The organism is Bacteroides mucinivorans (genome assembly GCF_034654355.2).
GTDB lineage: Bacteria > Bacteroidota > Bacteroidia > Bacteroidales > Bacteroidaceae > Bacteroides > Bacteroides nordii.
In genome coordinates, this window is the sequence record NZ_CP178179.1 from 3,427,047 (window position 1) to 3,447,608 (window position 20,562).

The following is a 20,562-nucleotide window of genomic DNA, read 5'->3' on the forward strand; positions in this document are numbered from 1 at the left end:
GATTATGTTTAAAAAATATAAATACATACATTTAGTTCTCTTACTGATAATGGTTTGCTCCTGCCGACTCACACAAAAGCTGGAAAATACAGACTATCGTCCACAGGTGAATCAGCCGGGAAAGGTGACTAAAAATGCAGATACTGATATTAAAGAGGAATCAGTAGTGAAGGAAGCTGATGGGAATTCCGATGAACAAATAAGAACCAGGGATGAGAAAACAGGTGAGGATATTGTAACTGTAGCTTTGTCTGAAGTTACAGTTGTGGCCCGTACAAAAACCGTCCCGGAGCGCTTTGGCACGGTTAATCTTGACTTTGTTGTAACTGTTCCCAAAACACTCATAGATAAACGGTGGATGATAACCCTGACACCCACACTAGAGAAGTCAGGTGAAAAGATTGAATTGGAAGATGTATCCATCAACGGTGAGATATACCGCCTTTTTCAAGAAAAAGGTGAGGCGATGTATTCAACTCTGGCAGATCGTTACAATTTCTTCACCCGTGATACCACCCGAATCTGGGACTATTTTTACCGGAAGTATAACTTACAGTATAATACCGATGCACGATTAGATACTGTAATATCTGCCGGTAACAACTTCAATTACTACTATACACAGGAAGTGGCGACTGATGAATCAAAGAGCATGGACCTGTATCTTACCGGTAACATCTTTGCTCTTGATAAGAGTACCTATACTCTTCCTCAATCCGATACGATCACCTATTTTGTTTCAAGCATGATCCAGTTCCTTGATAACGCTCCCAGATTCAAACGGAAAATTATTGAGCGCCATGCTGAAGCCAACTTTTCCGCACATATCACCTTTCCGGTGGGACGGGAAAATATAGATGAAAATCTGAATGACAATGCCAACGAAATAGCAAAAGTTCAGGACATCATTAAGCAATTAACCTGGAGCAGTGAATTTATTATAGATTCAATCAATATGACTGCATCCGCTTCTCCTGAAGGCAGTTGGAGGTTGAATGAAGTATTAGCAAAACGAAGGGCAATCTCTCTTAAAAGCTATTTTGGCAGGAAACTGGACGATAAAAAAGGAGTTGATACGCTTTTTAATGCAAAATGGATTGCTGAGGATTGGAAAAGAGTATATGATTTAATTGCAATGGATAACCATATATCATCTAAAGATGCAATCCTGCAAATAATAACGAATGAAGCTGATCCGGACAAGAGGGAATTACAAATAAAGAATAAGTTTCCGGTTGAATATAAATATATCAGGGATAGCATTTATCCGGCATTGCGTGTCGTTGATTTCCAGTTTAACTTACATAGATCCGGAATGACGCAAGACACCATTCATACGACTGAACCTGATACTTTATACGAAAAGGGCCGTGACCTGCTTAAAGCACGTAAGTATAAAGATGCTTTGGCGATTCTGATCGAGTATGGAGACTATAATGCGGCAATAGCCTATATGAGTTTGGGATATGATAAACCAGCTTATGATATCCTGCTAAAAGAAAAGGAAAGCGCCAATCAGGAATATTTGTTGGCAATCCTCTGTTCAAGACTTAAAAGAGAGGAAGAAGCGGTCAGAAGATTCCTGCATTCATGTGAACTGGACGGTTCTAAAGTATATCGGGGAGCATTAGATCCTGAAATTAATCGTCTTATACGCAAATATAACTTAAATAAAAAAATAGATGAACTATAACATACGAAGAACTATCATGATAAAAATAAAATCATATACAGCATTTTTGTTCATTCTCCTTACAATGTCAAGCTGCCAATTCTCAGAAGATTGTAATTATGTTGGTAACGTTCAATTAATAATGGATTGGGAATCAATGTGGGGCAATCTTTTGAAGCCTGATTCATTGACAGCGTTATTCTATCGCAATGGCAATCTTAATACAAAGAATGCCCTTCTGGGTGATACAATTTATGAGAATATTCCAGCGGGTGAAACGGAGATGATCATTTATAACCAGGCAGAAGGTACAACGTCTACAGGACTGGATATCTACACAAACGGTGAGTTGCACCTTCCTACCTATTTTGAGGGAAATATTCGTGCAGTCAATGGATGTCCGATGATTTGCGGCTTTAACAGTAGTTTAAATGTTCCTATTGAAAGTACAGTAAAGCAACTGGTAACTCCCCTACCTATTGTCAAACAAATGATTTTCATCGTACATATTATAAGGGAAGGCGTAACAGGGAATATCACTTCTTGTGAGGCATCATTAAGCGGAATAGCAACCGGCTATTCATTGAGCCGGCAAGAAGCGATCCGTAGCAAAGCCACAGTATTTTTCCCATTAGAACGGGATACGAAAGAAGAGGAAGAAGATTACCAACACAGTTTATTTGTTCTGGGGGTTAATCCGGCTAAAGATGGCGAGGAAAGCATATCAAAGAAACTGTCTGTAACTGTCACACTTGACGATGGTGAAGTCAAAAGCGAGGATGTGGATATTACCGCTGAACTAGAAAATTTCACGGCTAATGTATTTAAGTGTGAAGTTAATGTAAAAATAACGTCTTTGTCTACGACTGTAGAAATTGCTTCCTGGAAACAGGGAGCATGGAACCAAATAATTATCCAATAATTTTTTTATTCACTTTTTAAAATTTCAATTATGAAGAATTTTTTATTTTTTGCGGCTATTGCTGCTAGTATGTTTTTTGTTAGCTCTTGCAGCAATGACAGTGTGATAACTCCCGAAATTGAACAAGGAGATCAACCTACATTGCTGAATGTTACAACAAATATTGAAGTGGCTTCTCGTTCCGTAACTGGAAGACCTATCAACTCATTTGTATCCGGTGATGAGATTGGTTTATTTGTCAGTTCAGGTGCTGTCAACTCTCCGTATAATGGTGTTGCTTCAAACAAAAACGTGAAGTCCGCCTTTACAACAGTTTGGACACAGGCTACACCTGTTTACTTATCAAGTCTCATGGCGACAATTTATGCCTATTATCCCTGGAATGCTGCCGCTACAGATGGCACAGCTATAGACATCGATCATACGTCACAAACGGATTACATGTATGCAACTCCGGTTACGAACATTAATAACCGCCAGCCCAGAGCAGCAATCACAATGAACCATGCGCTTTCACTTGTACAGTTTGACTTCAAAAAGGAGAACTATACAGGAGTTGGTTCCCTTACTGCAATAAGTATTGCTAACAAAACCGGGGGAACTTCTTTGATTTCCACTGGAAAGTTGAATCTGACAAACGGTGCGGTCACAAAAGGCGCATCTAAAGAACCGGTTACCAAAGCGACTAACTTACCTCAGACAATAGGAACATGGAATGAAAGTACATTTCCTAAAATGTTGGTTATCCCGACATCTTCAACTGCAACGGCTGGAGACATTGTGATTTCCTTTACTGTGGACGGACAGGTTTATAAATGGAATGTACCCGCAGGAACTGCATGGGAGCAGGGTAAGAAAAACACCTATACTGTAACGATTAAAGGTACAGCACTTGAAGTATCTCCGGTAACTATTACACCATGGGGAAACGGTGATTCCGGAAACGGCACAATTCAATAATCAGTTTATATTAACAGGGAGATAGTTCGATAGGGCCTATCTCCCAACTAAAGAAAAATATATGAAATTTATTCATGTTATAATATCTATTCTGACAACCATATCATTCGGTTCTTGTGTCAATGATTGCGTTTCTTTAACAGAAGAAATTCCATCAGCACCTTTTCTATTTGTTGATCAGCAAACAACCAGGGCGACGGACACTTCGTTTGAAGAAGGTGATATTATCGGAATATATGCTGTTAAACGTCATGGATCTGTCGTAGGAACATTGCTTGCTAACGGGAATTTTGCAGACAACAAAAAGTATGTATATCATTCCGGAAACTTCAATCCGGTAAGTACGTCAGATATAATATATCCCCCGACAGGCGAGAAAGTAGACTTTTACGCATACTATCCCTATCAGGAAAATCCAAATCCTATAGATCTGATAATAAACAGTAGTACAGCGCAACATTTAGGCAGCAATTATAAAAATTCAGATCATCTGTTTGCGAAAAGTGAATTAGGACATTCTAATAGCCATGTATCTGTATCCCTGTCATTTAGACACATCATGGGGCTTGTGGAAGTTGCTGTCAATAAGAATGGAACTGATGTTGTATCAAATGTAAACATATCAAACGTAGCTGTTGAACAAAAAGGAAATATACAAACCGGAATGTTGCGATTCTCTAATTTGTCACCGAAGATTGTCAGTATGCTAGCTTATACGGAGACATCAACTCAATATCTGTTCCGGGCACTTCTTCCGGATGGAATAGTATTTTCCAACGGTAACGACATATTTCAATTCACATTAGGAAATGGCGCGACAAAGAAATTTGTGTCCACTGATGATCTATTAGTTGAATCGGGTAAAATTACACGCTTTACGCTTGACCTGCCAACTGACGTCATTACCTGGAATTATACACTAACAGTGAACCCGACTTTTCTGACTTTTTCCTCCAAAGGAGGTATGAAGGCTTTCACCGTTTTATCTTCCAGAACAAAAGTAGTCAATGGTATTCCAACAAGCGAAGTAGAAGATGTGACTTATACAACTAACATAAGCGGACCTGACGCTGACGGATTCTCTGTGTCTGGAAGTTCGGTGATTGCTTCTGAGAATACAACAACGAATTTTAAAGACGCAACATTAACAATCACTCAGTCTGGCAGTAGCAAAACTGTAACAATCACATTAGAGCAGGAAGGAAAGGTAAACATTGATACTGAAATATAACCCCAAAGTAATCATTAAAACAATCAGCAATGAAAAATAAAAAAATCTTTTTACCCATATTGGGTCTTTTATCAGGACTGTTTATTTCCTGTGAGAAAAATAATACACCGGCTGAAGCATCTTCTGTCCTATCTATAAGCACTGCGGAAGTGCTAACCAGAAATAGCAAGGATGCCTTTATACAAGGTGACAAAATCGGAGTTTTTGTTCTCGATGAAAACAGCGGTATGTATAACGGTTCTGAATCCTGCTGGAACAATAGAGCCACACTTGAAACTGCCTGGCATTTAGAAAAAGACATTTATCTCAGTGGCAACCCGGGGACAGTACATGCTTACTATCCATATCATGAAAATGTTTCCTCTACGCAAATTCAGATTGAAAGTGCTTCACAAACTGATTTTCTTTTTTCCAGGGGGATAGTAGTGAATGCAGAGAATCCGGAGGTGACATTACAAATGAAACATGCGTTATCCCTTGTTAAGTTTGTGATCAAGCAGGAAGGCTATGTTGGGGAAGGTAAAATATCCGGGATATCTCTTCAGGGAGTAAACCAGGAAGGAATATTGGATATCTGTACGGGAGAAATTGCAATACAGAAATCAGGAAATGAAGCATATAAGGGTGATTTCACCCTTGACGATTCACCGCTTGTCATTGGTATTATTGCTTTGCCACAAACAATCACCTCTACTACAGTAATGCTACTGTTAGATGGTGAAAGATACGGTTTCAAACTACCAAAAGGAGCTTGGGAACAAGGTAAGGAAACCACCTACACTTTGGGAATTAATAGTGTTGAGAAAAAGTTGTTCCAGATCGGCACATCGACGATTGACAGTTGGGGATCTGGTGGAAGTTATGAAGGTGATCTAACGCCAGGAATTGATATAGGAACCGAAATAGATTGATAAACTTATAAATAAAAGTAAGATGAGAATGAACTTAAAGAACTTATTATGGCTGTTAGCAGCCGTTATTTGCTTTGCTTCGTGTAGTAAAGAAGATATTATAGAAAAGGTAGCAGAAATACCGGAAGGCAAAATTCTGGTAGGTACTGAAATCGTTATTGACGGAGTTATTCAGAGTGATACCCGTGCTGTTAGTGAAGCAGGATATACGACCGGAGATGGTTTGTACGATAAAAAAGACAAGGTAACAGTAGCAGCTTTTGCAAATGAAGGTTATGAGTTAGTAACATTTTACGACAAAAAAGAGCCTAATATCAACCTGGGAGCTTCCTATACTTTGACTGTACAAGAACCTCGAACCTTTAAAGCTGAGTTCGCTCGGAAATACACAATTACTGTATCGGCTAATCCTACAGCTGGTGGTACTGTGGCTGGTGGTGGTACATATAGAGGTGGTAAAACTTGTACCCTTACAGCTACTGCAAACGCTGGTTATGTGTTTGACGGATGGTATGAAGGTAGCACGAAAGTGTCATCTGATACTAACTATTCTTTTATAGTTAGTTCTAACAGAACTATCCAAGGGAGATTCGTTAAAGCCGCTGGAGTTTATTACTTCTCTTCCTCGAATGAATCTTTTGGTACTGTATCGCAAGATATAGCTATTATAGAGGATTGGAGATACTTAGACGAGCAATCCGGAGCAATTTTTGTAGCTGCTAATCCAATAAATGGATACTATTTCAATGGCTGGATCGTTAAGATACCTGGTTCTAATTCTTATGAAGAAGTATCAGAATGGTGGGTTGATGATAGAGGAACATTGACTTTGAACGATAGCCGAATTGTCGATGATTATCCTTCAGGATCGAACTTTAAAGCCATATTTTCAACTGATCCTATTCGTCCGGAACATACCGTCACGATCAATATCGCAGAGTGGAAAAGCAATACTTGGTCGGCTACCGGTGACTATGGCGTTTATTGGTATCCGGGAACTGCCAACGGTGCATATTCTATTACAAAGAAATATAAAGAAGGGGACATCTGCACATTCGGCTATATATCGGGAGGTGATAGCTCTGGTCAGTATGTATACCGAGGTGTAAAGGATGCTAACAGAAACGCAGTAGTGGGTATCAATGATTCTGGAATAGGAATTTTATTTACAGTAACTAAATCCGTTACTTATTATGTAGAAATGCTTTATGACAGGAACTAATGTGATTACGTACATTAAAACAGAATAAGAAGAATCCCATTCCAGTATTAAATATTGGAATGGGATTTATTTTTTTTCGATCTAATTATGTATCCTACTATGGTATAGCGCAAATTCCATACAAATTTACATTTATAGGGTTCCCTTGTTTGTCTTTAATCTGTATAGGAACAGACCAATTAATCCCATCGGTTGAAGTGGACATATATCCATTAGTTCCTACTGCAATAAAATTATCTTTCACATATGTAATCTCTTGCCAATTAGTAGTCCCAACTATCTTAATAGGTGGTGTCCATGTAATGCCGTCAGTAGAAGTCGAAGTATAGCCCTCACTAGCTACTACAACGAACTTTCCATTGCCATAAGTAATACTTTTCCATGTATATGTTCGATAGTCAGTTCTTGTTGTCCAATTGATTCCATCAGTAGATGTGATAACACATTCTAACGGTCCAACTGCAATAAATATACCATTAGCATAGATTATATCCAATAAATCACGGTTACTGGTTATTGCTACATCCTCCCTTGACCAATTCACTCCATCAGTAGAGGTATTCATAAATCCCCACTTTCCTACTGTTACAAATCTGCCATTTCCATAAGTTATAGCATTCTTATTATTTGAACCAATTTTCAAATTTCCAGTCCATGTTATCCCATCTGTAGAGGTTGCTGCCCATCCACTTCCACCTGTTGTGACATATCTACCATTTCCGTAAGCTATACATTTAAATTCATAATATCTATATTCTCCAGATGATACGCCCATTTGTGTAGTAGTCCAATCTGTTAAATTAGTGGATGTAGCGACTATCGCAGAGCCTGTCGCTGACGGGTTTCCTCCAACTGCTATATATTTTCCATTGTTATATATTATATCATGCAAATACTTCGTCCCGATTTGCTTGGTATCAAACGGAGTTATAATATAACCTTCACTACCTACAATTATATACCTTTGATCTTTAAACTTCCCTTGGATAGTTCTGTTAGGTTGATATCGTCTTTTGGAAGAGCAATATATTATTGTATTCTACATTTTCTATAATGATAGATTTTAAATTATTTGCGTATATGGTATAATTTTACTATTTTTGTCGAAAAGATAAAATAATGGGAAAATATTCAGCTTTAATTCAAAATAAACGTTTCGTTTCTGGGAAAGAAATGTTCCAAAACATTCCCAATAAAGAAACAGCTTCTTCTTTGTTATACAAATACAAGAAGCGGAATATTATTGTCCAGATACGCAAGAATGTATATCTACCCACAAATCCAGAAGATGGTTTTATTGACGAAAATAAATACGAAATAGCATGCAACTCTGTTCCCGGATCATACATATCCTATCATTCTGCGATGGAATTCTATGGGCTACAGAATCAGGTCTTTAACCGTATTTACATATCTGCTCCTAAACGATTTCGCTCTTTTGAATTTGATCATGTGGAGTATATGTATGCTCCGGATAAATTTCAAGAAGGAGTTGTTAAATTAGAAGGGAAAAAGGAGAAGATTTATGTTACCGATATCGAACGTACCATGATAGATTGCATTGATCGTTTAGACCTTGCAGGTGGTTTAGAAGAGTTAATTTATAATCTTGAATTGATAGATACTGTAGACGAAAGCAAAATACTACATTACTTGTCAATACATGATAAACAAATCATGTATCAAAAAGTCGGTTTTATTCTTTCTTTTTTCAAAGAACAAATGAATCTAAGTAAGAAATTCTTTGATGTATGCAACGCAAAGATTGGTAAAAGTGTTCGTTATCTTACTGACAAATATGAATCTAAAATATATATTCCTGAATGGAAATTATATGTTCCACAATATATCCTATCCTTAACTCAAAACAATTAGAATCATGAATGCATTAGATATTACACGATCATATATTAATGAGACGGCACAAAAACTAGGTTTCCAACGTGATACGCTGGAAAAGGTAGTACGACTTTACTATGTGCTTAAAGATATGTCTGAAACCCCTTTGTTCAGGGATAATTTAGCGTTAAAAGGTGGGACAGCTATTAACTTGGCATATTTCAACCTTCCTCGCTTGTCCGTTGATATTGATATGGACTTCACCAAATCCGGAGAGATGGCGGATCTTCTATCCATGCGTAAGGAAATAAAAGATACCCTGTTTGACCTCCTACAATCTCAAGGCTATACTATTGGAAAGTTAGGAAAAGAACTTCATACCCTGGATCAATGGACATTCAACTATCAAAGTATAGCTGGGAATAATGACCACATAAAGATAGAACTGAATTACGGTATTAGAAATCACTTCCTGCCAGTAGTAAACAAAGACATTAATCTGAGTATTGTTTCTGATATGGGTGTCAAGATACCGACCTTACATCCCTGTGAGCTATTTGCTACAAAGATAAACGCATTGATTGAGAGGGCAGCAGTCCGGGATTTATTTGATGTTTATTCACTTTCAAAATCGAACTTACTTTCAACTCCAGAAGAAAGAAAAATGCTAAAAAAAGGCATTGTATTCTATCAGACCATTGGGGTGGAAGGTGCTGCAACAAAAGAAATTGATATATCTAAGATCATGGATGTTCAGCCTTCTAAGATTAAAAGCCAATTAATACCTTTACTTTCTTCAGGAAAAAAATTCTTCCCTATAGATGTGGCTAAGGAAAGCACTACGCAATACTTAACTTCTGTACTCACCTTATCTCAAAAGGAAGAGGAATATTTGGAAAAATTTAGCCTTGGAATTTATAAGCCGGATCTATTATTCTCTGATCCAGCAATCTTAGAACGGATATCTGATCATCCTATGGCGCTATGGAAAATAGCTCAAACAGAAAGAGAAGCGGATTTATCCGGTGAACATCGGCAGATGAAAAAGAGATCCAGAAAATTGTAAATCTATTAATACTGATCTTTCCCAATTTTGATTTTTTCTTTTTCTGGGGGAATCCAACTAAAAAAAAGAATTATAGACATATCACTTGCTAAGTTCTTGTGGAACTTTATTCAGCTTTGGAGAGTAACTGGATATATCCGAAAGCTCCCCTTATTAAAATTTATTCTAAGATGCGGTAATTTTCCACTCTATTCTAATCTGCAAAAAATAAAAGTAAAGTACGAATTATATCAATCAATTTAAACGTTACTTTTCACAGTAATAATCTCTTCTGAGTAGATTACGATATCTACTTAATATTTCCTGTAAATTTGAATAAAGTATCTCTTTGTCATAGTCGCCTCTAACGTTCTTATTCCAATTACCACCGTCCAATGTTTTAATCTGAGCTTCCAATTTAGCTATACTCTCTCTTACATAATTGAGATAATTATTTAGTTCTGATACATCCATTATTTATAGTTTTACTAATTACTTAACTTTACAACATAACAACACTGCTCCAATAAACCACAAAAAACAAATCCCTATTGCCAGATATCCCATATCTAAGGATCTTAATAACCAATATCCAGCGAACATACCATGAACAAGAGAAAGCAACTTTGCGTTTGTGATAATCGTACCTTCCATGAAGGTAGTCAGTAGTAAGTTTTCACTAGAAAGCCAGGTAATAATCGTATTCCTGGTTGCTTGTGGAATAGGTTTTGACAATGATGTTTCCATATTTATTTTGATTATGATAGCCCGAAGGCTACCGGATTAAACTTATAATGTTTTCTCTGTGATCTTATAATACCAATAGATAACGGTTTGACCGCCCTCTACCTTTACGATTTTTTCATGTCTAAGCTCATTAAAAGGTTCGCCATCTTTATTTGTACCTTCTAAATGATATTGATATATATCTTCATTGAAAGCATTTTTATATGCGATACCATCTCTTATATCTTTTTGCTCATAGATTTCTCGTAAAAGCAAGATCTCTTCTTTGGCCTTAAATACGTTTACATAGTTTATTCTGTGATTGTTTTTTCTATCAACAAATCCGGTTGTGTATAGGTAAACTATAACTTTATTTTCATATGCTGTTTCCATGTTTATTTTGATTATGCAGGGCTTTCACCCTGCTGTTAGATATATTTTCAATTAATAACCGGCTGTTTCAACCATTCCTTCAGCAAGGAAAGTAACATACTGCATTACATCACCGTTTTTAAAGTCGATCTTTCTAAAAGTGTTTTCTACCTCTTGTACTGTTGCATCTGGCATTGAGTAAACAAATTCAATCAACATTTCAATTGTCAAACCGATCTGCCCTTTATCTTCTAAGAGCCAAGTTCCTAAATCTATATCCTTTTCCTTAAGCAATGTTTCAATGTAACTCATAACGACTTTTTCTTTGTTTTAATTATTACTATCTTTCTCTTGCACAAAGGTACGTATATATATGTACTTATTCAAATTATAGGACTTATATATGTGTACCTTAACCTTATTTAGTGCTTATATATACGTACCAAATTTAATTAAGACTACTTTTGTAACATCATCATAAATATATAGAAAATGGTTATTGATAAGATCAAAGAAATTTGCGAGAAAAAGAATCTGACTATAACAGAATTAGGCAGAATGATAGGCTTGAAAAAATCGTCTATTTACTCCGTTATAAATAATGGTAATCCTACGGTTGAAACTCTTGAAAAGATAGCTAAAGCTCTCGATGTGAAAGTTAAAGATTTCTTTGAAGAAGACAAAGAGGTTTTCACGTGTCCACATTGCGGACAACCAATATGCGACAAAGATTTTTTCCGGAAGTAAAAACACAGGAATAAATGGAACAAGATAAAGTAATCTTGTATCTGTGTATTTTGCAGAAGAAATAAGATCTGTCTTACTTTAAAATTACAATTATGACAAAAAATGATAAATATAAAATTGTATGCAAATATAACGAGCTTTTTTTTGATGAGAAGGAAAGAATGCTCTATGATACACGCAATAGCAATTTCTGGCAGAAAATAGATGATTTGCATAGAGTATATCCTAATGCAGCTATCACGGTGGAGCGTAGGGTAGATAACAGAAGAGCACCATATTTATACGAAACGGTTACCATTCACTGCGATTCAAAAGAGGTACAGGATATTGCGGATGATATCTTTAAGCAATACTATATCATTGTTCCTTTGAAATTTTATGATCAGAATTTTACGGTTCCTCGTGAAGATATCATAAAAGAATTACTACGTAACGATATAGAAAAATGAGCATTACTATACTCATTGGGAAACTATATTTATATTAGTTGGAGACGAATCTAAACAAAGAATAAAAGGCAAGTATACATAACTGCCTTTTATTCATAATATTAGTATCTTATAATCAGCTGTACCTTATGGTGCAGCTCTTTTATTTGATACCGGTTGTTTCCTTTTCTTTTTCATGTTGCTCTTCTTTATTTCCTTCTCTACCGTTAGGTCAGTGACAGCACTATAAACCTGGGTGGTCTTTACACTTTTGTGTCCTAGCAATTTCTGAACTGTAGTGATATTGACTCCCCGGTATATCAACAACGTGGCGAATGTATGGCGGGCCGAATGGAAGGAATAGTTTCTCTTTATTCCTAGCTTTTTCAGTATTGCCTTTATAGTACGATTCGTCTTCTGATTTGATTCAAGCAGGAACAAGCGTCCCCGGCTTCGTGGAATGGATTTACTTAACAGCAAAGCTTTCCCATCGAAGATTGTGGAGACAGGTATTCTCACCTCAATATTTGTCTTATGCATCTTAATAATCAGCCATTTCTTCCGGTTTATAGAGTAGATGTCCTGCTTAGTGATGTTGCAGATATCAGAATATCGTAATCCTGTGTAGCAACTAAACAGAAATGCGTTTAGGATCTCGTCTGATCCTGTACGCTGCCGGTACTCTTCAAGAAGATCAAGTTCTTTCTCTGAAAGTGACTCCCGGTGTGTTTCTTCCGAGCGGATCGTGTAATTCAAAAACGGATCTTTAATGATGATCTCTTTTTTTCTTGCTACATTGATGTATCTCTTGATCACCTTCATATGACGAGCGATTGTATTGATTGATAGTTCTCGCTCGATGCGCATATAGCCTTCCAAGTTTAGAAGAAAATCACTATTCACACTCCTTATATCAATGCAGGATCTGTAACCTCTCAATTGTCTATACGTATCCATATGCAGGATCTTTGTGCTTTCACTTACATTCGCTATAGCAATTTCTCGCTTCATGAATTCTATAAAATTCATGCCTTCAGTATTTTCACATAACCTCCCCTGCATGGTAAGGTTGTTCAGATCCCCGCAGTATTTAATATAACTTTTCCCTTCGATATTGATTTGTACTAAATATGCTCCAGTTTCCTCAGACAAGCCTAGCTCTCTCAATTGTGATTCAAACGTGGATAAAACTCCTTCTATATTCATTTTTAGGGCAAAGGTACTAATTGCATGGAGATTTTGTTTTTACCTTAAAAATCGGCATAAGACGCAAAGAAAAGCAAAGTTCTACTTAAATAATTGGAGGTCAGTATTTTGTATGTAGGGCGGATTGAAACAAGCTTTGGCATAAAACGCTTGAAAATACCCCTTTCAGACAAAGTTCGGCTACTAAGCAGCTACCAGTCCTAAAGAGGATATATGGAATATAACAAGTTCTGTTTCACAGCTTTGCGTTGTTTTGCATAACTCTTGGTAACAAATAATTAACTACCTTTAGAAACGAAAATTTTAGAGTTATGAAAACAAAGAGAAGTACGTTTGCAACCTCGTTCTACATCAAGAGATCGGCAGTGAGAAACCGGGACGGAAAAGCCCCCATCATGGTGAAGATCTCCATTGATGGGGATGACAAAGCATTGGGAACCAAACTATTCGTTACGCCGGATTTATGGGAGAATGGTAAGGCAAAAGGCAAGTCCGCCGAGGCGACAGAGATAAACGGGCAGCTCAAAGAAGTCAGTGCCCGGCTTACCAACCACTATCACCGCATCCTCCGGGAAGAGGATTTTGTCACCGCCGAGAAGCTGCGTAACGCCTTTCTGGGTATCGGCGTGATGGAAAACTGCATCCTGAAAGATTTCGAGAACATGAACCGGGAATTTGAGGCGATGGTGGAGAAAGGCAAGGCTTTCTTTTCCGTGTCCATAGCGGCGGTATCCTTTGGAATGATCTTCCCTGCGTTTTCACCCTTACTCTTCTCTTTTGTATCTGCTACGGGGTGTGACGCCAGGCTGTTTCCCTCCCGATTGATGCCATCGGTCGGAGTATCGTTTTCCAGCCCCAGACATAACTCCCGGTCAATGGTATGCAGGACTTCCACGAAGTCAGCCGCACTATGGCAGTCCAATCCCTTCAGTTTCGCAACGAGGAAGAAACAGTCCCCCGAATACTCCCCGTTACCGAAGTCCTTCATCCTATACATCCCGCTACGGCGGTCATAATAGACGTTGCACGAAGCTTTACTGTCAGCATACAGTGGGTTCAGGAAATTCCTGCCCACCCGCCACTTAACGGGAAGGTAATGACGGAACACCTCCAGCCCGTTACCCGTTTTTGCCAGTATCTCTTCTTTTCTTACCATACGACCTGTTTTTACGTCCGTGCAAAGAATGTGCCTCGATCATCTGGTCCACCTGCTTGTCAGGCGTTTCCCGCATCCAACGTTCGCGGAATTGCTCCACGTCAGTGCGGCGGTAGCGTATCTTTCTCCCACAGATGGAGTAAGCGATGATACGGTTCGTGCGGTAACGTTGCAAAGTACGGGCGCTGATTTCAAGCTGTTCGCACACTTCCTGCCCCGTCATCCACGGCTCTCCCTTCCGCCTGCTCTTCTTATCCGTTACCTGCTGTTGCTCCGTTTCCTTTGTCAAGGACACCTCCACGTATGTCGCTATCCTCTCGATCTTCTCCACGAGGGCGGCAAACGCTTTGCTTTCGATTGTTATTATTTCCATAATCTTTTGATAATTTGGTTTTCCGTTGCAAAGGTCCGATTGTTCGTCCATTTCTCTTTTCACGTTCGTAGCAAGCTGCTAAAGATTTTTTTCGGATGCAAAAAGACATCGCAGAGCTTTATCAGGGGGCTTTACGGTGGTTGTATCCCGTTTTTTCACCAAATGATGCATCGCAAAGGATGATTTGGCAGCTTGCTACAAACCTGCCAATTCCTTCTTTATTTTATCCGTCCGTTTCGTCCATCCGCTTCAATAGCTGTTCTCTCATCTGGTCAAGGTAGGCTGTCCGGCTGTTCTTCCGGTTACGCATGGAGATAAACGTATGGTACACATCCCCCAGGTCAATATGAAATATCTGTTCGAACAGCATCACGAGCTCGACAATGCTCGCCTTACCGTTATCCACGCTACCCATCGCCCAGATGCCATATATCAGTTCCACGGCTGCCGCTTTCCGGTCTGTCCAATGGTGTTCCTTTTCCTGTACGGCATCCGGTCCCTCCACTGCTAACAGTATCTTCCGGTTTAAGTAACCAAGCAGCATTTCCACCGCTATCAGTCGTGCGGCAAGCAGATCATAGCCGGTTGACATCACCGAATCCTCCTCCAGCATAAAACTGCCGTTCTCCGGACTCAACTCCTTTTTGGCACGGCGAAAATAGTAATGGTCTCGGTAAGTCGCCCCGCTCCGGTAATACTGGTAAAAGGGCAGGTAGCGTTCCAGTTTCCTCTGGTACTCTTTCATAGCCTTGCGGTAATGCATCCGGGCGATCTCCGGACAGCATGAACAGCCACTTTCGATCTGATATACCCGGTAATAATAGAGCAGACGTCCTGTCAGGGCAGGCTTGTAATACTTGAAAAAGCAGATTTCTTCTTCCACATTGGAGAATGGATGGTTCAGAGCATAATCCCTCAACTCACGGGACCGTTCCCTCAGGAAGGCAACCATCTCCCGACAGGTCTGTATTACCTGTTCTCCTTCCATTCGGGAGGATTCAAGACCCATCCTCCGCTCGACTTCTTGCATCAAGTTGCTAAAGTACGTTTCTATCATATTATTGTTTTTAGAGGCACGTGAGAACCTTCACGCTACCTGGTTTATTGATTATCTCTCGCTTGACCCGATAACAGGTCTTCCGTTCTGATGTTTTACGGTAATAAAAGCTTTTCTTTATAGCAAAAGACCGGAGAAAAGCTGTAATACAGCTTTCCCCGGTCGCACCCACAAAATTAGGAGATCTCTTCTCCAATTTCCGGGACCAGACTACTCAAGGTCCCTTACGCAACGCACGTATCCCTTTTTGTCATTGACAAGCCTATCCCTGTCGCCTCCCCAACTGGTATCGACAGTGGTGACAAACCGCAGATAACCGTTGAAATACATCTGATATCCGGCACTGAATGACCTGGCACCATTCATGTCCCGTTTGGAAAATCCAGTCCGGGAATGGATGACCTGGCCGTCTGTCATATTCAAGGAATAGAACTTGTTCCCCTGAAAGAAACTATAAATATCTTTCTTTTCCCTGTCATCCCAGTCGAACAGGCTTCCGCTCATTATCATCAGTTCAGCCTCATTGGGCAGACGCCATGTACCCAGGTCACTTTTATCCGGATTCTGGTAATAATAGGCACAGGGAGAGTTGCCTTTTTCCACATCACTCATCAGCGTACTCCACGTTTCGAAATAATACTCACTTTTCCTGTTAGGATTGTTCAAATCCTTCGGCTTGTCTATTGTATTTGCAATATATTTTGCAACCTCAAACCCTTTCTGATAGATCGTATTATTCTGGGAGGTCTCGTCATGTGCCGGAAGTTCATAAATGGCTCTTGAAGCCCTGGTAGTACTGGCAGGCAGGTTGTCAGCCTTGAAAATCAGGTACTCATCCTCCGTCCGGTTGTTGTTCAGCGTCTTGCCAAGTTCATCTTCCATCTCATCAATATGGTAACTGTGGTCCTCAGAAGTCTCCAGGATCCCAAGATCCCTGACCAGTCTCACGTCCGAATAGGGAGTTCTTTCTCCCGGACTCGCAGTTTTTTGGTAATCAAAGTTATATATGGGGGTCATACTATGGGACTCCTCAATAAGTATAATAGGATTACAGCTGTTCAGTGTCAGGTTGGTACTTCCCATGAAAGCCCTTGAGGTGAATAACGCTGTAGCATTATCCGACGGAGCATGCCCGACAAGCCTGCTCTTCAAAGGCAATGAACGTTCCGCCACATACAGCATGTTGATCTCGCTGACGGAGGGGATATACCACTGCATCTCGCCGGCCTGCATCTGGCCGTCACGGTTATTGTCCCGATTTCTCAGGAATGGGGTAAAGCAGGCATATGTCGCATGATAGTTACTAAGAGCAGGATTATAATGATCCTTGCTGAGCGTCAGTTTCGCATTGTCCACTTTTGTCATGACCTTCCAGAGCTGGTCCTCTTTCCCCCGGTTCATCGGATCGCGCATGATTTCCCCGCTGAACCCTCCCGCAAGTCCCGAACGTGCCATCGCTTTCCAGGTATTCGTCCAGCCATTCGCATAGTACTTGTTATAGAAGGCGTCCGCCTCACTGGGGGCTTTTACTGACCAGTCCAGGTCTTCGGTCTCGTTCACGTTCTCCACCCCCCACACGCGCATGCCGTCGGGACAGCTGACAAACACCGTCTTTATGAACCTTCACTACCTACAATTATATACCTTTGATCTTTAAACTTCCCTTGGATAGTTCTGTTAGGTTGATATCGTCTTTTGGAAGAGCAATATATTATTGTATTCTACATTTTCTATAATGATAGATTTTAAATTATTTGCGTATATGGTATAATTTTACTATTTTTGTCGAAAAGATAAAATAATGGGAAAATATTCAGCTTTAATTCAAAATAAACGTTTCGTTTCTGGGAAAGAAATGTTCCAAAACATTCCCAATAAAGAAACAGCTTCTTCTTTGTTATACAAATACAAGAAGCGGAATATTATTGTCCAGATACGCAAGAATGTATATCTACCCACAAATCCAGAAGATGGTTTTATTGACGAAAATAAATACGAAATAGCATGCAACTCTGTTCCCGGATCATACATATCCTATCATTCTGCGATGGAATTCTATGGGCTACAGAATCAGGTCTTTAACCGTATTTACATATCTGCTCCTAAACGATTTCGCTCTTTTGAATTTGATCATGTGGAGTATATGTATGCTCCGGATAAATTTCAAGAAGGAGTTGTTAAATTAGAAGGGAAAAAGGAGAAGATTTATGTTACCGATATCGAACGTACCATGATAGATTGCATTGATCGTTTAGACCTTGCAGGTGGTTTAGAAGAGTTAATTTATAATCTTGAATTGATAGATACTGTAGACGAAAGCAAAATACTACATTACTTGTCAATACATGATAAACAAATCATGTATCAAAAAGTCGGTTTTATTCTTTCTTTTTTCAAAGAACAAATGAATCTAAGTAAGAAATTCTTTGATGTATGCAACGCAAAGATTGGTAAAAGTGTTCGTTATCTTACTGACAAATATGAATCTAAAATATATATTCCTGAATGGAAATTATATGTTCCACAATATATCCTATCCTTAACTCAAAACAATTAGAATCATGAATGCATTAGATATTACACGATCATATATTAATGAGACGGCACAAAAACTAGGTTTCCAACGTGATACGCTGGAAAAGGTAGTACGACTTTACTATGTGCTTAAAGATATGTCTGAAACCCCTTTGTTCAGGGATAATTTAGCGTTAAAAGGTGGGACAGCTATTAACTTGGCATATTTCAACCTTCCTCGCTTGTCCGTTGATATTGATATGGACTTCACCAAATCCGGAGAGATGGCGGATCTTCTATCCATGCGTAAGGAAATAAAAGATACCCTGTTTGACCTCCTACAATCTCAAGGCTATACTATTGGAAAGTTAGGAAAAGAACTTCATACCCTGGATCAATGGACATTCAACTATCAAAGTATAGCTGGGAATAATGACCACATAAAGATAGAACTGAATTACGGTATTAGAAATCACTTCCTGCCAGTAGTAAACAAAGACATTAATCTGAGTATTGTTTCTGATATGGGTGTCAAGATACCGACCTTACATCCCTGTGAGCTATTTGCTACAAAGATAAACGCATTGATTGAGAGGGCAGCAGTCCGGGATTTATTTGATGTTTATTCACTTTCAAAATCGAACTTACTTTCAACTCCAGAAGAAAGAAAAATGCTAAAAAAAGGCATTGTATTCTATCAGACCATTGGGGTGGAAGGTGCTGCAACAAAAGAAATTGATATATCTAAGATCATGGATGTTCAGCCTTCTAAGATTAAAAGCCAATTAATACCTTTACTTTCTTCAGGAAAAAAATTCTTCCCTATAGATGTGGCTAAGGAAAGCACTACGCAATACTTAACTTCTGTACTCACCTTATCTCAAAAGGAAGAGGAATATTTGGAAAAATTTAGCCTTGGAATTTATAAGCCGGATCTATTATTCTCTGATCCAGCAATCTTAGAACGGATATCTGATCATCCTATGGCGCTATGGAAAATAGCTCAAACAGAAAGAGAAGCGGATTTATCCGGTGAACATCGGCAGATGAAAAAGAGATCCAGAAAATTGTAAATCTATTAATACTGATCTTTCCCAATTTTGATTTTTTCTTTTTCTGGGGGAATCCAACTAAAAAAAAGAATTATAGACATATCACTTGCTAAGTTCTTGTGGAACTTTATTCAGCTTTGGAGAGTAACTGGATATATCCGAAAGCTCCCCTTATTAAAATTTATTCTAAGATGCGGTAATTTTCCACTCTATTCTAATCTGCAAAAAATAAAAGTAAAGTACGAATTATATCAATCAATTTAAACGTTACTTTTCACAGTAATAATCTCTTCTGAGTAGATTACGATATCTACTTAATATTTCCTGTAAATTTGAATAAAGTATCTCTTTGTCATAGTCGCCTCTAACGTTCTTATTCCAATTACCACCGTCCAATGTTTTAATCTGAGCTTCCAATTTAGCTATACTCTCTCTTACATAATTGAGATAATTATTTAGTTCTGATACATCCATTATTTATAGTTTTACTAATTACTTAACTTTACAACATAACAACACTGCTCCAATAAACCACAAAAAACAAATCCCTATTGCCAGATATCCCATATCTAAGGATCTTAATAACCAATATCCAGCGAACATACCATGAACAAGAGAAAGCAACTTTGCGTTTGTGATAATCGTACCTTCCATGAAGGTAGTCAGTAGTAAGTTTTCACTAGAAAGCCAGGTAATAATCGTATTCCTGGTTGCTTGTGGAATAGGTTTTGACAATGATGTTTCCATATTTATTTTGATTATGATAGCCCGAAGGCTACCGGATTAAACTTATAATGTTTTCTCTGTGATCTTATAATACCAATAGATAACGGTTTGACCGCCCTCTACCTTTACGATTTTTTCATGTCTAAGCTCATTAAAAGGTTCGCCATCTTTATTTGTACCTTCTAAATGATATTGATATATATCTTCATTGAAAGCATTTTTATATGCGATACCATCTCTTATATCTTTTTGCTCATAGATTTCTCGTAAAAGCAAGATCTCTTCTTTGGCCTTAAATACGTTTACATAGTTTATTCTGTGATTGTTTTTTCTATCAACAAATCCGGTTGTGTATAGGTAAACTATAACTTTATTTTCATATGCTGTTTCCATGTTTATTTTG

At 38.5% G+C, this 20,562-nt stretch carries 22 protein-coding genes and 3 pseudogenes; 13 read left to right on the forward strand and 12 right to left on the reverse strand.

The features are described from left to right. Window positions 1-4: 4 nt before the first annotated feature. From VCM39_RS13145 to VCM39_RS13170, 6 genes are all read left to right on the forward strand, one after another. Window positions 5-1,693, forward strand: coding sequence for a hypothetical protein (locus VCM39_RS13145; RefSeq protein WP_322932485.1), 1,689 nt, complete (start codon window positions 5-7; stop codon window positions 1,691-1,693). Between the two features lie 121 nt (window positions 1,694-1,814). Beyond that, entirely contained in the window at window positions 1,815-2,594 is a 780-nt protein-coding gene (locus tag VCM39_RS13150) for a DUF5119 domain-containing protein (RefSeq protein WP_413544798.1), read from the forward strand. Between the two features lie 30 nt (window positions 2,595-2,624). After that, window positions 2,625-3,554, forward strand: a complete 930-nt coding sequence (locus VCM39_RS13155; protein WP_322932483.1) for a fimbrillin family protein — start codon at window positions 2,625-2,627, stop codon at window positions 3,552-3,554. A gap of 61 nt (window positions 3,555-3,615) precedes the next feature. After that, window positions 3,616-4,785 (forward strand): fimbrillin family protein, encoded by a 1,170-nt coding sequence (locus VCM39_RS13160; RefSeq protein WP_322932482.1) that lies wholly within the window; start codon window positions 3,616-3,618, stop codon window positions 4,783-4,785. A 29-nt stretch (window positions 4,786-4,814) separates the two neighbouring features. Next, window positions 4,815-5,696, forward strand: coding sequence for a fimbrillin family protein (locus tag VCM39_RS13165; RefSeq protein ID WP_322932481.1), 882 nt, complete (start codon window positions 4,815-4,817; stop codon window positions 5,694-5,696). 22 nt (window positions 5,697-5,718) lie between these two features. After that, complete coding sequence (locus tag VCM39_RS13170) at window positions 5,719-6,918, forward strand: InlB B-repeat-containing protein (protein WP_413544799.1); 1,200 nt, start codon at window positions 5,719-5,721, stop codon at window positions 6,916-6,918. A gap of 97 nt (window positions 6,919-7,015) precedes the next feature. Here VCM39_RS13170 and VCM39_RS13175 read toward each other — a convergent pair whose 3' ends face one another. Further along, window positions 7,016-7,810, reverse strand: coding sequence for a hypothetical protein (locus VCM39_RS13175; RefSeq protein ID WP_322934215.1), 795 nt, complete (start codon window positions 7,808-7,810; stop codon window positions 7,016-7,018). Window positions 7,811-8,037: 227 nt separating this feature from the next. On the opposite strand from VCM39_RS13175, the gene VCM39_RS13180 reads away from it, so the two are divergent. Together VCM39_RS13180 and VCM39_RS13185 are read left to right on the forward strand one after the other, a co-directional pair. Further along, window positions 8,038-8,793, forward strand: a complete 756-nt coding sequence (locus tag VCM39_RS13180; protein ID WP_322934217.1) for a type IV toxin-antitoxin system AbiEi family antitoxin — start codon at window positions 8,038-8,040, stop codon at window positions 8,791-8,793. A gap of 4 nt (window positions 8,794-8,797) precedes the next feature. Continuing rightward, the gene (locus VCM39_RS13185; RefSeq protein WP_322934218.1) at window positions 8,798-9,823 is read left to right on the forward strand and encodes a nucleotidyl transferase AbiEii/AbiGii toxin family protein; all 1,026 of its coding nucleotides are present in this window, start codon (window positions 8,798-8,800) and stop codon (window positions 9,821-9,823) included. A gap of 471 nt (window positions 9,824-10,294) precedes the next feature. Here VCM39_RS13185 and VCM39_RS13190 read toward each other — a convergent pair whose 3' ends face one another. Genes VCM39_RS13190 through VCM39_RS13200 form a run of 3 tightly spaced genes read right to left on the reverse strand, consistent with a single transcriptional unit; the run spans window position 10,295 to window position 11,212 of the window. Further along, window positions 10,295-10,549 (reverse strand): hypothetical protein, encoded by a 255-nt coding sequence (locus VCM39_RS13190; protein ID WP_322934219.1) that lies wholly within the window; start codon window positions 10,547-10,549, stop codon window positions 10,295-10,297. Between the two features lie 42 nt (window positions 10,550-10,591). Next, window positions 10,592-10,921: a hypothetical protein gene (locus VCM39_RS13195; protein ID WP_322934220.1), complete on the reverse strand. Its 330-nt coding sequence runs from the start codon at window positions 10,919-10,921 to the stop codon at window positions 10,592-10,594. Between the two features lie 51 nt (window positions 10,922-10,972). Then, on the reverse strand, window positions 10,973-11,212 hold the full coding sequence (locus tag VCM39_RS13200; protein WP_322934221.1) for a hypothetical protein: 240 nt from the start codon (window positions 11,210-11,212) through the stop codon (window positions 10,973-10,975). Between the two features lie 180 nt (window positions 11,213-11,392). Here VCM39_RS13200 and VCM39_RS13205 point away from each other — a divergent pair, with 180 nt between their 5' ends. Next, window positions 11,393-11,647 carry a helix-turn-helix transcriptional regulator gene (locus VCM39_RS13205; protein ID WP_322934222.1) on the forward strand — a complete coding sequence of 85 codons (255 nt, stop codon included), beginning with the start codon at window positions 11,393-11,395 and terminating at the stop codon, window positions 11,645-11,647. A 92-nt stretch (window positions 11,648-11,739) separates the two neighbouring features. Continuing rightward, window positions 11,740-12,096: a hypothetical protein gene (locus VCM39_RS13210; protein WP_322934223.1), complete on the forward strand. Its 357-nt coding sequence runs from the start codon at window positions 11,740-11,742 to the stop codon at window positions 12,094-12,096. 126 nt (window positions 12,097-12,222) lie between these two features. On the opposite strand, the gene VCM39_RS13215 is transcribed toward VCM39_RS13210, so the two are convergent. Further along, window positions 12,223-13,104 carry a tyrosine-type recombinase/integrase gene (locus VCM39_RS13215; protein WP_413544800.1) on the reverse strand — a complete coding sequence of 294 codons (882 nt, stop codon included), beginning with the start codon at window positions 13,102-13,104 and terminating at the stop codon, window positions 12,223-12,225. Between the two features lie 488 nt (window positions 13,105-13,592). Here VCM39_RS13215 and VCM39_RS13220 point away from each other — a divergent pair. After that, a pseudogene (locus VCM39_RS13220) lies at window positions 13,593-13,982 on the forward strand (Arm DNA-binding domain-containing protein); the annotation flags it as partial. Window positions 13,983-14,100: 118 nt separating this feature from the next. Here the strand turns inward: VCM39_RS13220 and VCM39_RS13225 are convergent. From VCM39_RS13225 to VCM39_RS13245, 5 genes and pseudogenes are all read right to left on the reverse strand, one after another. Beyond that, window positions 14,101-14,437, reverse strand: a pseudogene (locus VCM39_RS13225) (bifunctional DNA primase/helicase); the annotation flags it as partial. After that, window positions 14,400-14,726, reverse strand: a complete 327-nt coding sequence (locus VCM39_RS13230; protein WP_413544801.1) for a helix-turn-helix domain-containing protein — start codon at window positions 14,724-14,726, stop codon at window positions 14,400-14,402. The gene VCM39_RS13230 and the pseudogene VCM39_RS13225, both read right to left, overlap by 38 nt. Then, window positions 14,689-14,919 (reverse strand): hypothetical protein, encoded by a 231-nt coding sequence (locus tag VCM39_RS13235; RefSeq protein WP_322934227.1) that lies wholly within the window; start codon window positions 14,917-14,919, stop codon window positions 14,689-14,691. Before VCM39_RS13235 ends, VCM39_RS13230 begins: the two co-directional genes overlap by 38 nt. Before the next feature lie 114 nt (window positions 14,920-15,033). Beyond that, the gene (locus VCM39_RS13240; protein WP_322934228.1) at window positions 15,034-15,867 is read right to left on the reverse strand and encodes an RteC domain-containing protein; all 834 of its coding nucleotides are present in this window, start codon (window positions 15,865-15,867) and stop codon (window positions 15,034-15,036) included. Between the two features lie 210 nt (window positions 15,868-16,077). Then, window positions 16,078-17,484: pseudogene (locus VCM39_RS13245) on the reverse strand (DUF4906 domain-containing protein); the annotation flags it as partial. 184 nt (window positions 17,485-17,668) lie between these two features. On the opposite strand from VCM39_RS13245, the gene VCM39_RS13250 reads away from it, so the two are divergent. Both VCM39_RS13250 and VCM39_RS13255 read left to right on the forward strand, forming a co-directional pair. After that, complete coding sequence (locus VCM39_RS13250; RefSeq protein WP_322934217.1) at window positions 17,669-18,424, forward strand: type IV toxin-antitoxin system AbiEi family antitoxin; 756 nt, start codon at window positions 17,669-17,671, stop codon at window positions 18,422-18,424. Window positions 18,425-18,428: 4 nt separating this feature from the next. Next, the gene (locus tag VCM39_RS13255) at window positions 18,429-19,454 is read left to right on the forward strand and encodes a nucleotidyl transferase AbiEii/AbiGii toxin family protein (RefSeq protein WP_322934218.1); all 1,026 of its coding nucleotides are present in this window, start codon (window positions 18,429-18,431) and stop codon (window positions 19,452-19,454) included. Between the two features lie 471 nt (window positions 19,455-19,925). Here the strand turns inward: VCM39_RS13255 and VCM39_RS13260 are convergent, their stop codons facing one another. Continuing rightward, complete coding sequence (locus VCM39_RS13260) at window positions 19,926-20,180, reverse strand: hypothetical protein (RefSeq protein ID WP_322934219.1); 255 nt, start codon at window positions 20,178-20,180, stop codon at window positions 19,926-19,928. Between the two features lie 42 nt (window positions 20,181-20,222). Then, window positions 20,223-20,552: a hypothetical protein gene (locus VCM39_RS13265; RefSeq protein ID WP_322934220.1), complete on the reverse strand. Its 330-nt coding sequence runs from the start codon at window positions 20,550-20,552 to the stop codon at window positions 20,223-20,225. Between the last annotated feature and the right edge of the window lie 10 nt (window positions 20,553-20,562).

Bases quoted from the DNA above. Each gene is read 5' to 3' on its own strand.
- VCM39_RS13145 (WP_322932485.1), top strand. From the start codon at position 5: ATGTTTAAAAAATATAAATACATACATTTAGTTCTCTTACTGATAATG.
- VCM39_RS13150 (WP_413544798.1), top strand. From the start codon at position 1,815: ATGGATTGGGAATCAATGTGGGGCAATCTTTTGAAGCCTGATTCATTG.
- VCM39_RS13155 (WP_322932483.1), top strand. From the start codon at position 2,625: ATGAAGAATTTTTTATTTTTTGCGGCTATTGCTGCTAGTATGTTTTTT.
- VCM39_RS13160 (WP_322932482.1), top strand. From the start codon at position 3,616: ATGAAATTTATTCATGTTATAATATCTATTCTGACAACCATATCATTC.
- VCM39_RS13165 (WP_322932481.1), top strand. From the start codon at position 4,815: ATGAAAAATAAAAAAATCTTTTTACCCATATTGGGTCTTTTATCAGGA.
- VCM39_RS13170 (WP_413544799.1), top strand. From the start codon at position 5,719: ATGAGAATGAACTTAAAGAACTTATTATGGCTGTTAGCAGCCGTTATT.
- VCM39_RS13180 (WP_322934217.1), top strand. From the start codon at position 8,038: ATGGGAAAATATTCAGCTTTAATTCAAAATAAACGTTTCGTTTCTGGG.
- VCM39_RS13185 (WP_322934218.1), top strand. From the start codon at position 8,798: ATGAATGCATTAGATATTACACGATCATATATTAATGAGACGGCACAA.
- VCM39_RS13190 (WP_322934219.1), bottom strand. From the start codon at position 10,549: ATGGAAACATCATTGTCAAAACCTATTCCACAAGCAACCAGGAATACG.
- VCM39_RS13195 (WP_322934220.1), bottom strand. From the start codon at position 10,921: ATGGAAACAGCATATGAAAATAAAGTTATAGTTTACCTATACACAACC.
- VCM39_RS13200 (WP_322934221.1), bottom strand. From the start codon at position 11,212: ATGAGTTACATTGAAACATTGCTTAAGGAAAAGGATATAGATTTAGGA.
- VCM39_RS13205 (WP_322934222.1), top strand. From the start codon at position 11,393: ATGGTTATTGATAAGATCAAAGAAATTTGCGAGAAAAAGAATCTGACT.
- VCM39_RS13210 (WP_322934223.1), top strand. From the start codon at position 11,740: ATGACAAAAAATGATAAATATAAAATTGTATGCAAATATAACGAGCTT.
- VCM39_RS13215 (WP_413544800.1), bottom strand. From the start codon at position 13,104: ATGAATTTTATAGAATTCATGAAGCGAGAAATTGCTATAGCGAATGTA.
- VCM39_RS13235 (WP_322934227.1), bottom strand. From the start codon at position 14,919: ATGTCTTTTTGCATCCGAAAAAAATCTTTAGCAGCTTGCTACGAACGT.
- VCM39_RS13240 (WP_322934228.1), bottom strand. From the start codon at position 15,867: ATGATAGAAACGTACTTTAGCAACTTGATGCAAGAAGTCGAGCGGAGG.
- VCM39_RS13250 (WP_322934217.1), top strand. From the start codon at position 17,669: ATGGGAAAATATTCAGCTTTAATTCAAAATAAACGTTTCGTTTCTGGG.
- VCM39_RS13255 (WP_322934218.1), top strand. From the start codon at position 18,429: ATGAATGCATTAGATATTACACGATCATATATTAATGAGACGGCACAA.
- VCM39_RS13260 (WP_322934219.1), bottom strand. From the start codon at position 20,180: ATGGAAACATCATTGTCAAAACCTATTCCACAAGCAACCAGGAATACG.
- VCM39_RS13265 (WP_322934220.1), bottom strand. From the start codon at position 20,552: ATGGAAACAGCATATGAAAATAAAGTTATAGTTTACCTATACACAACC.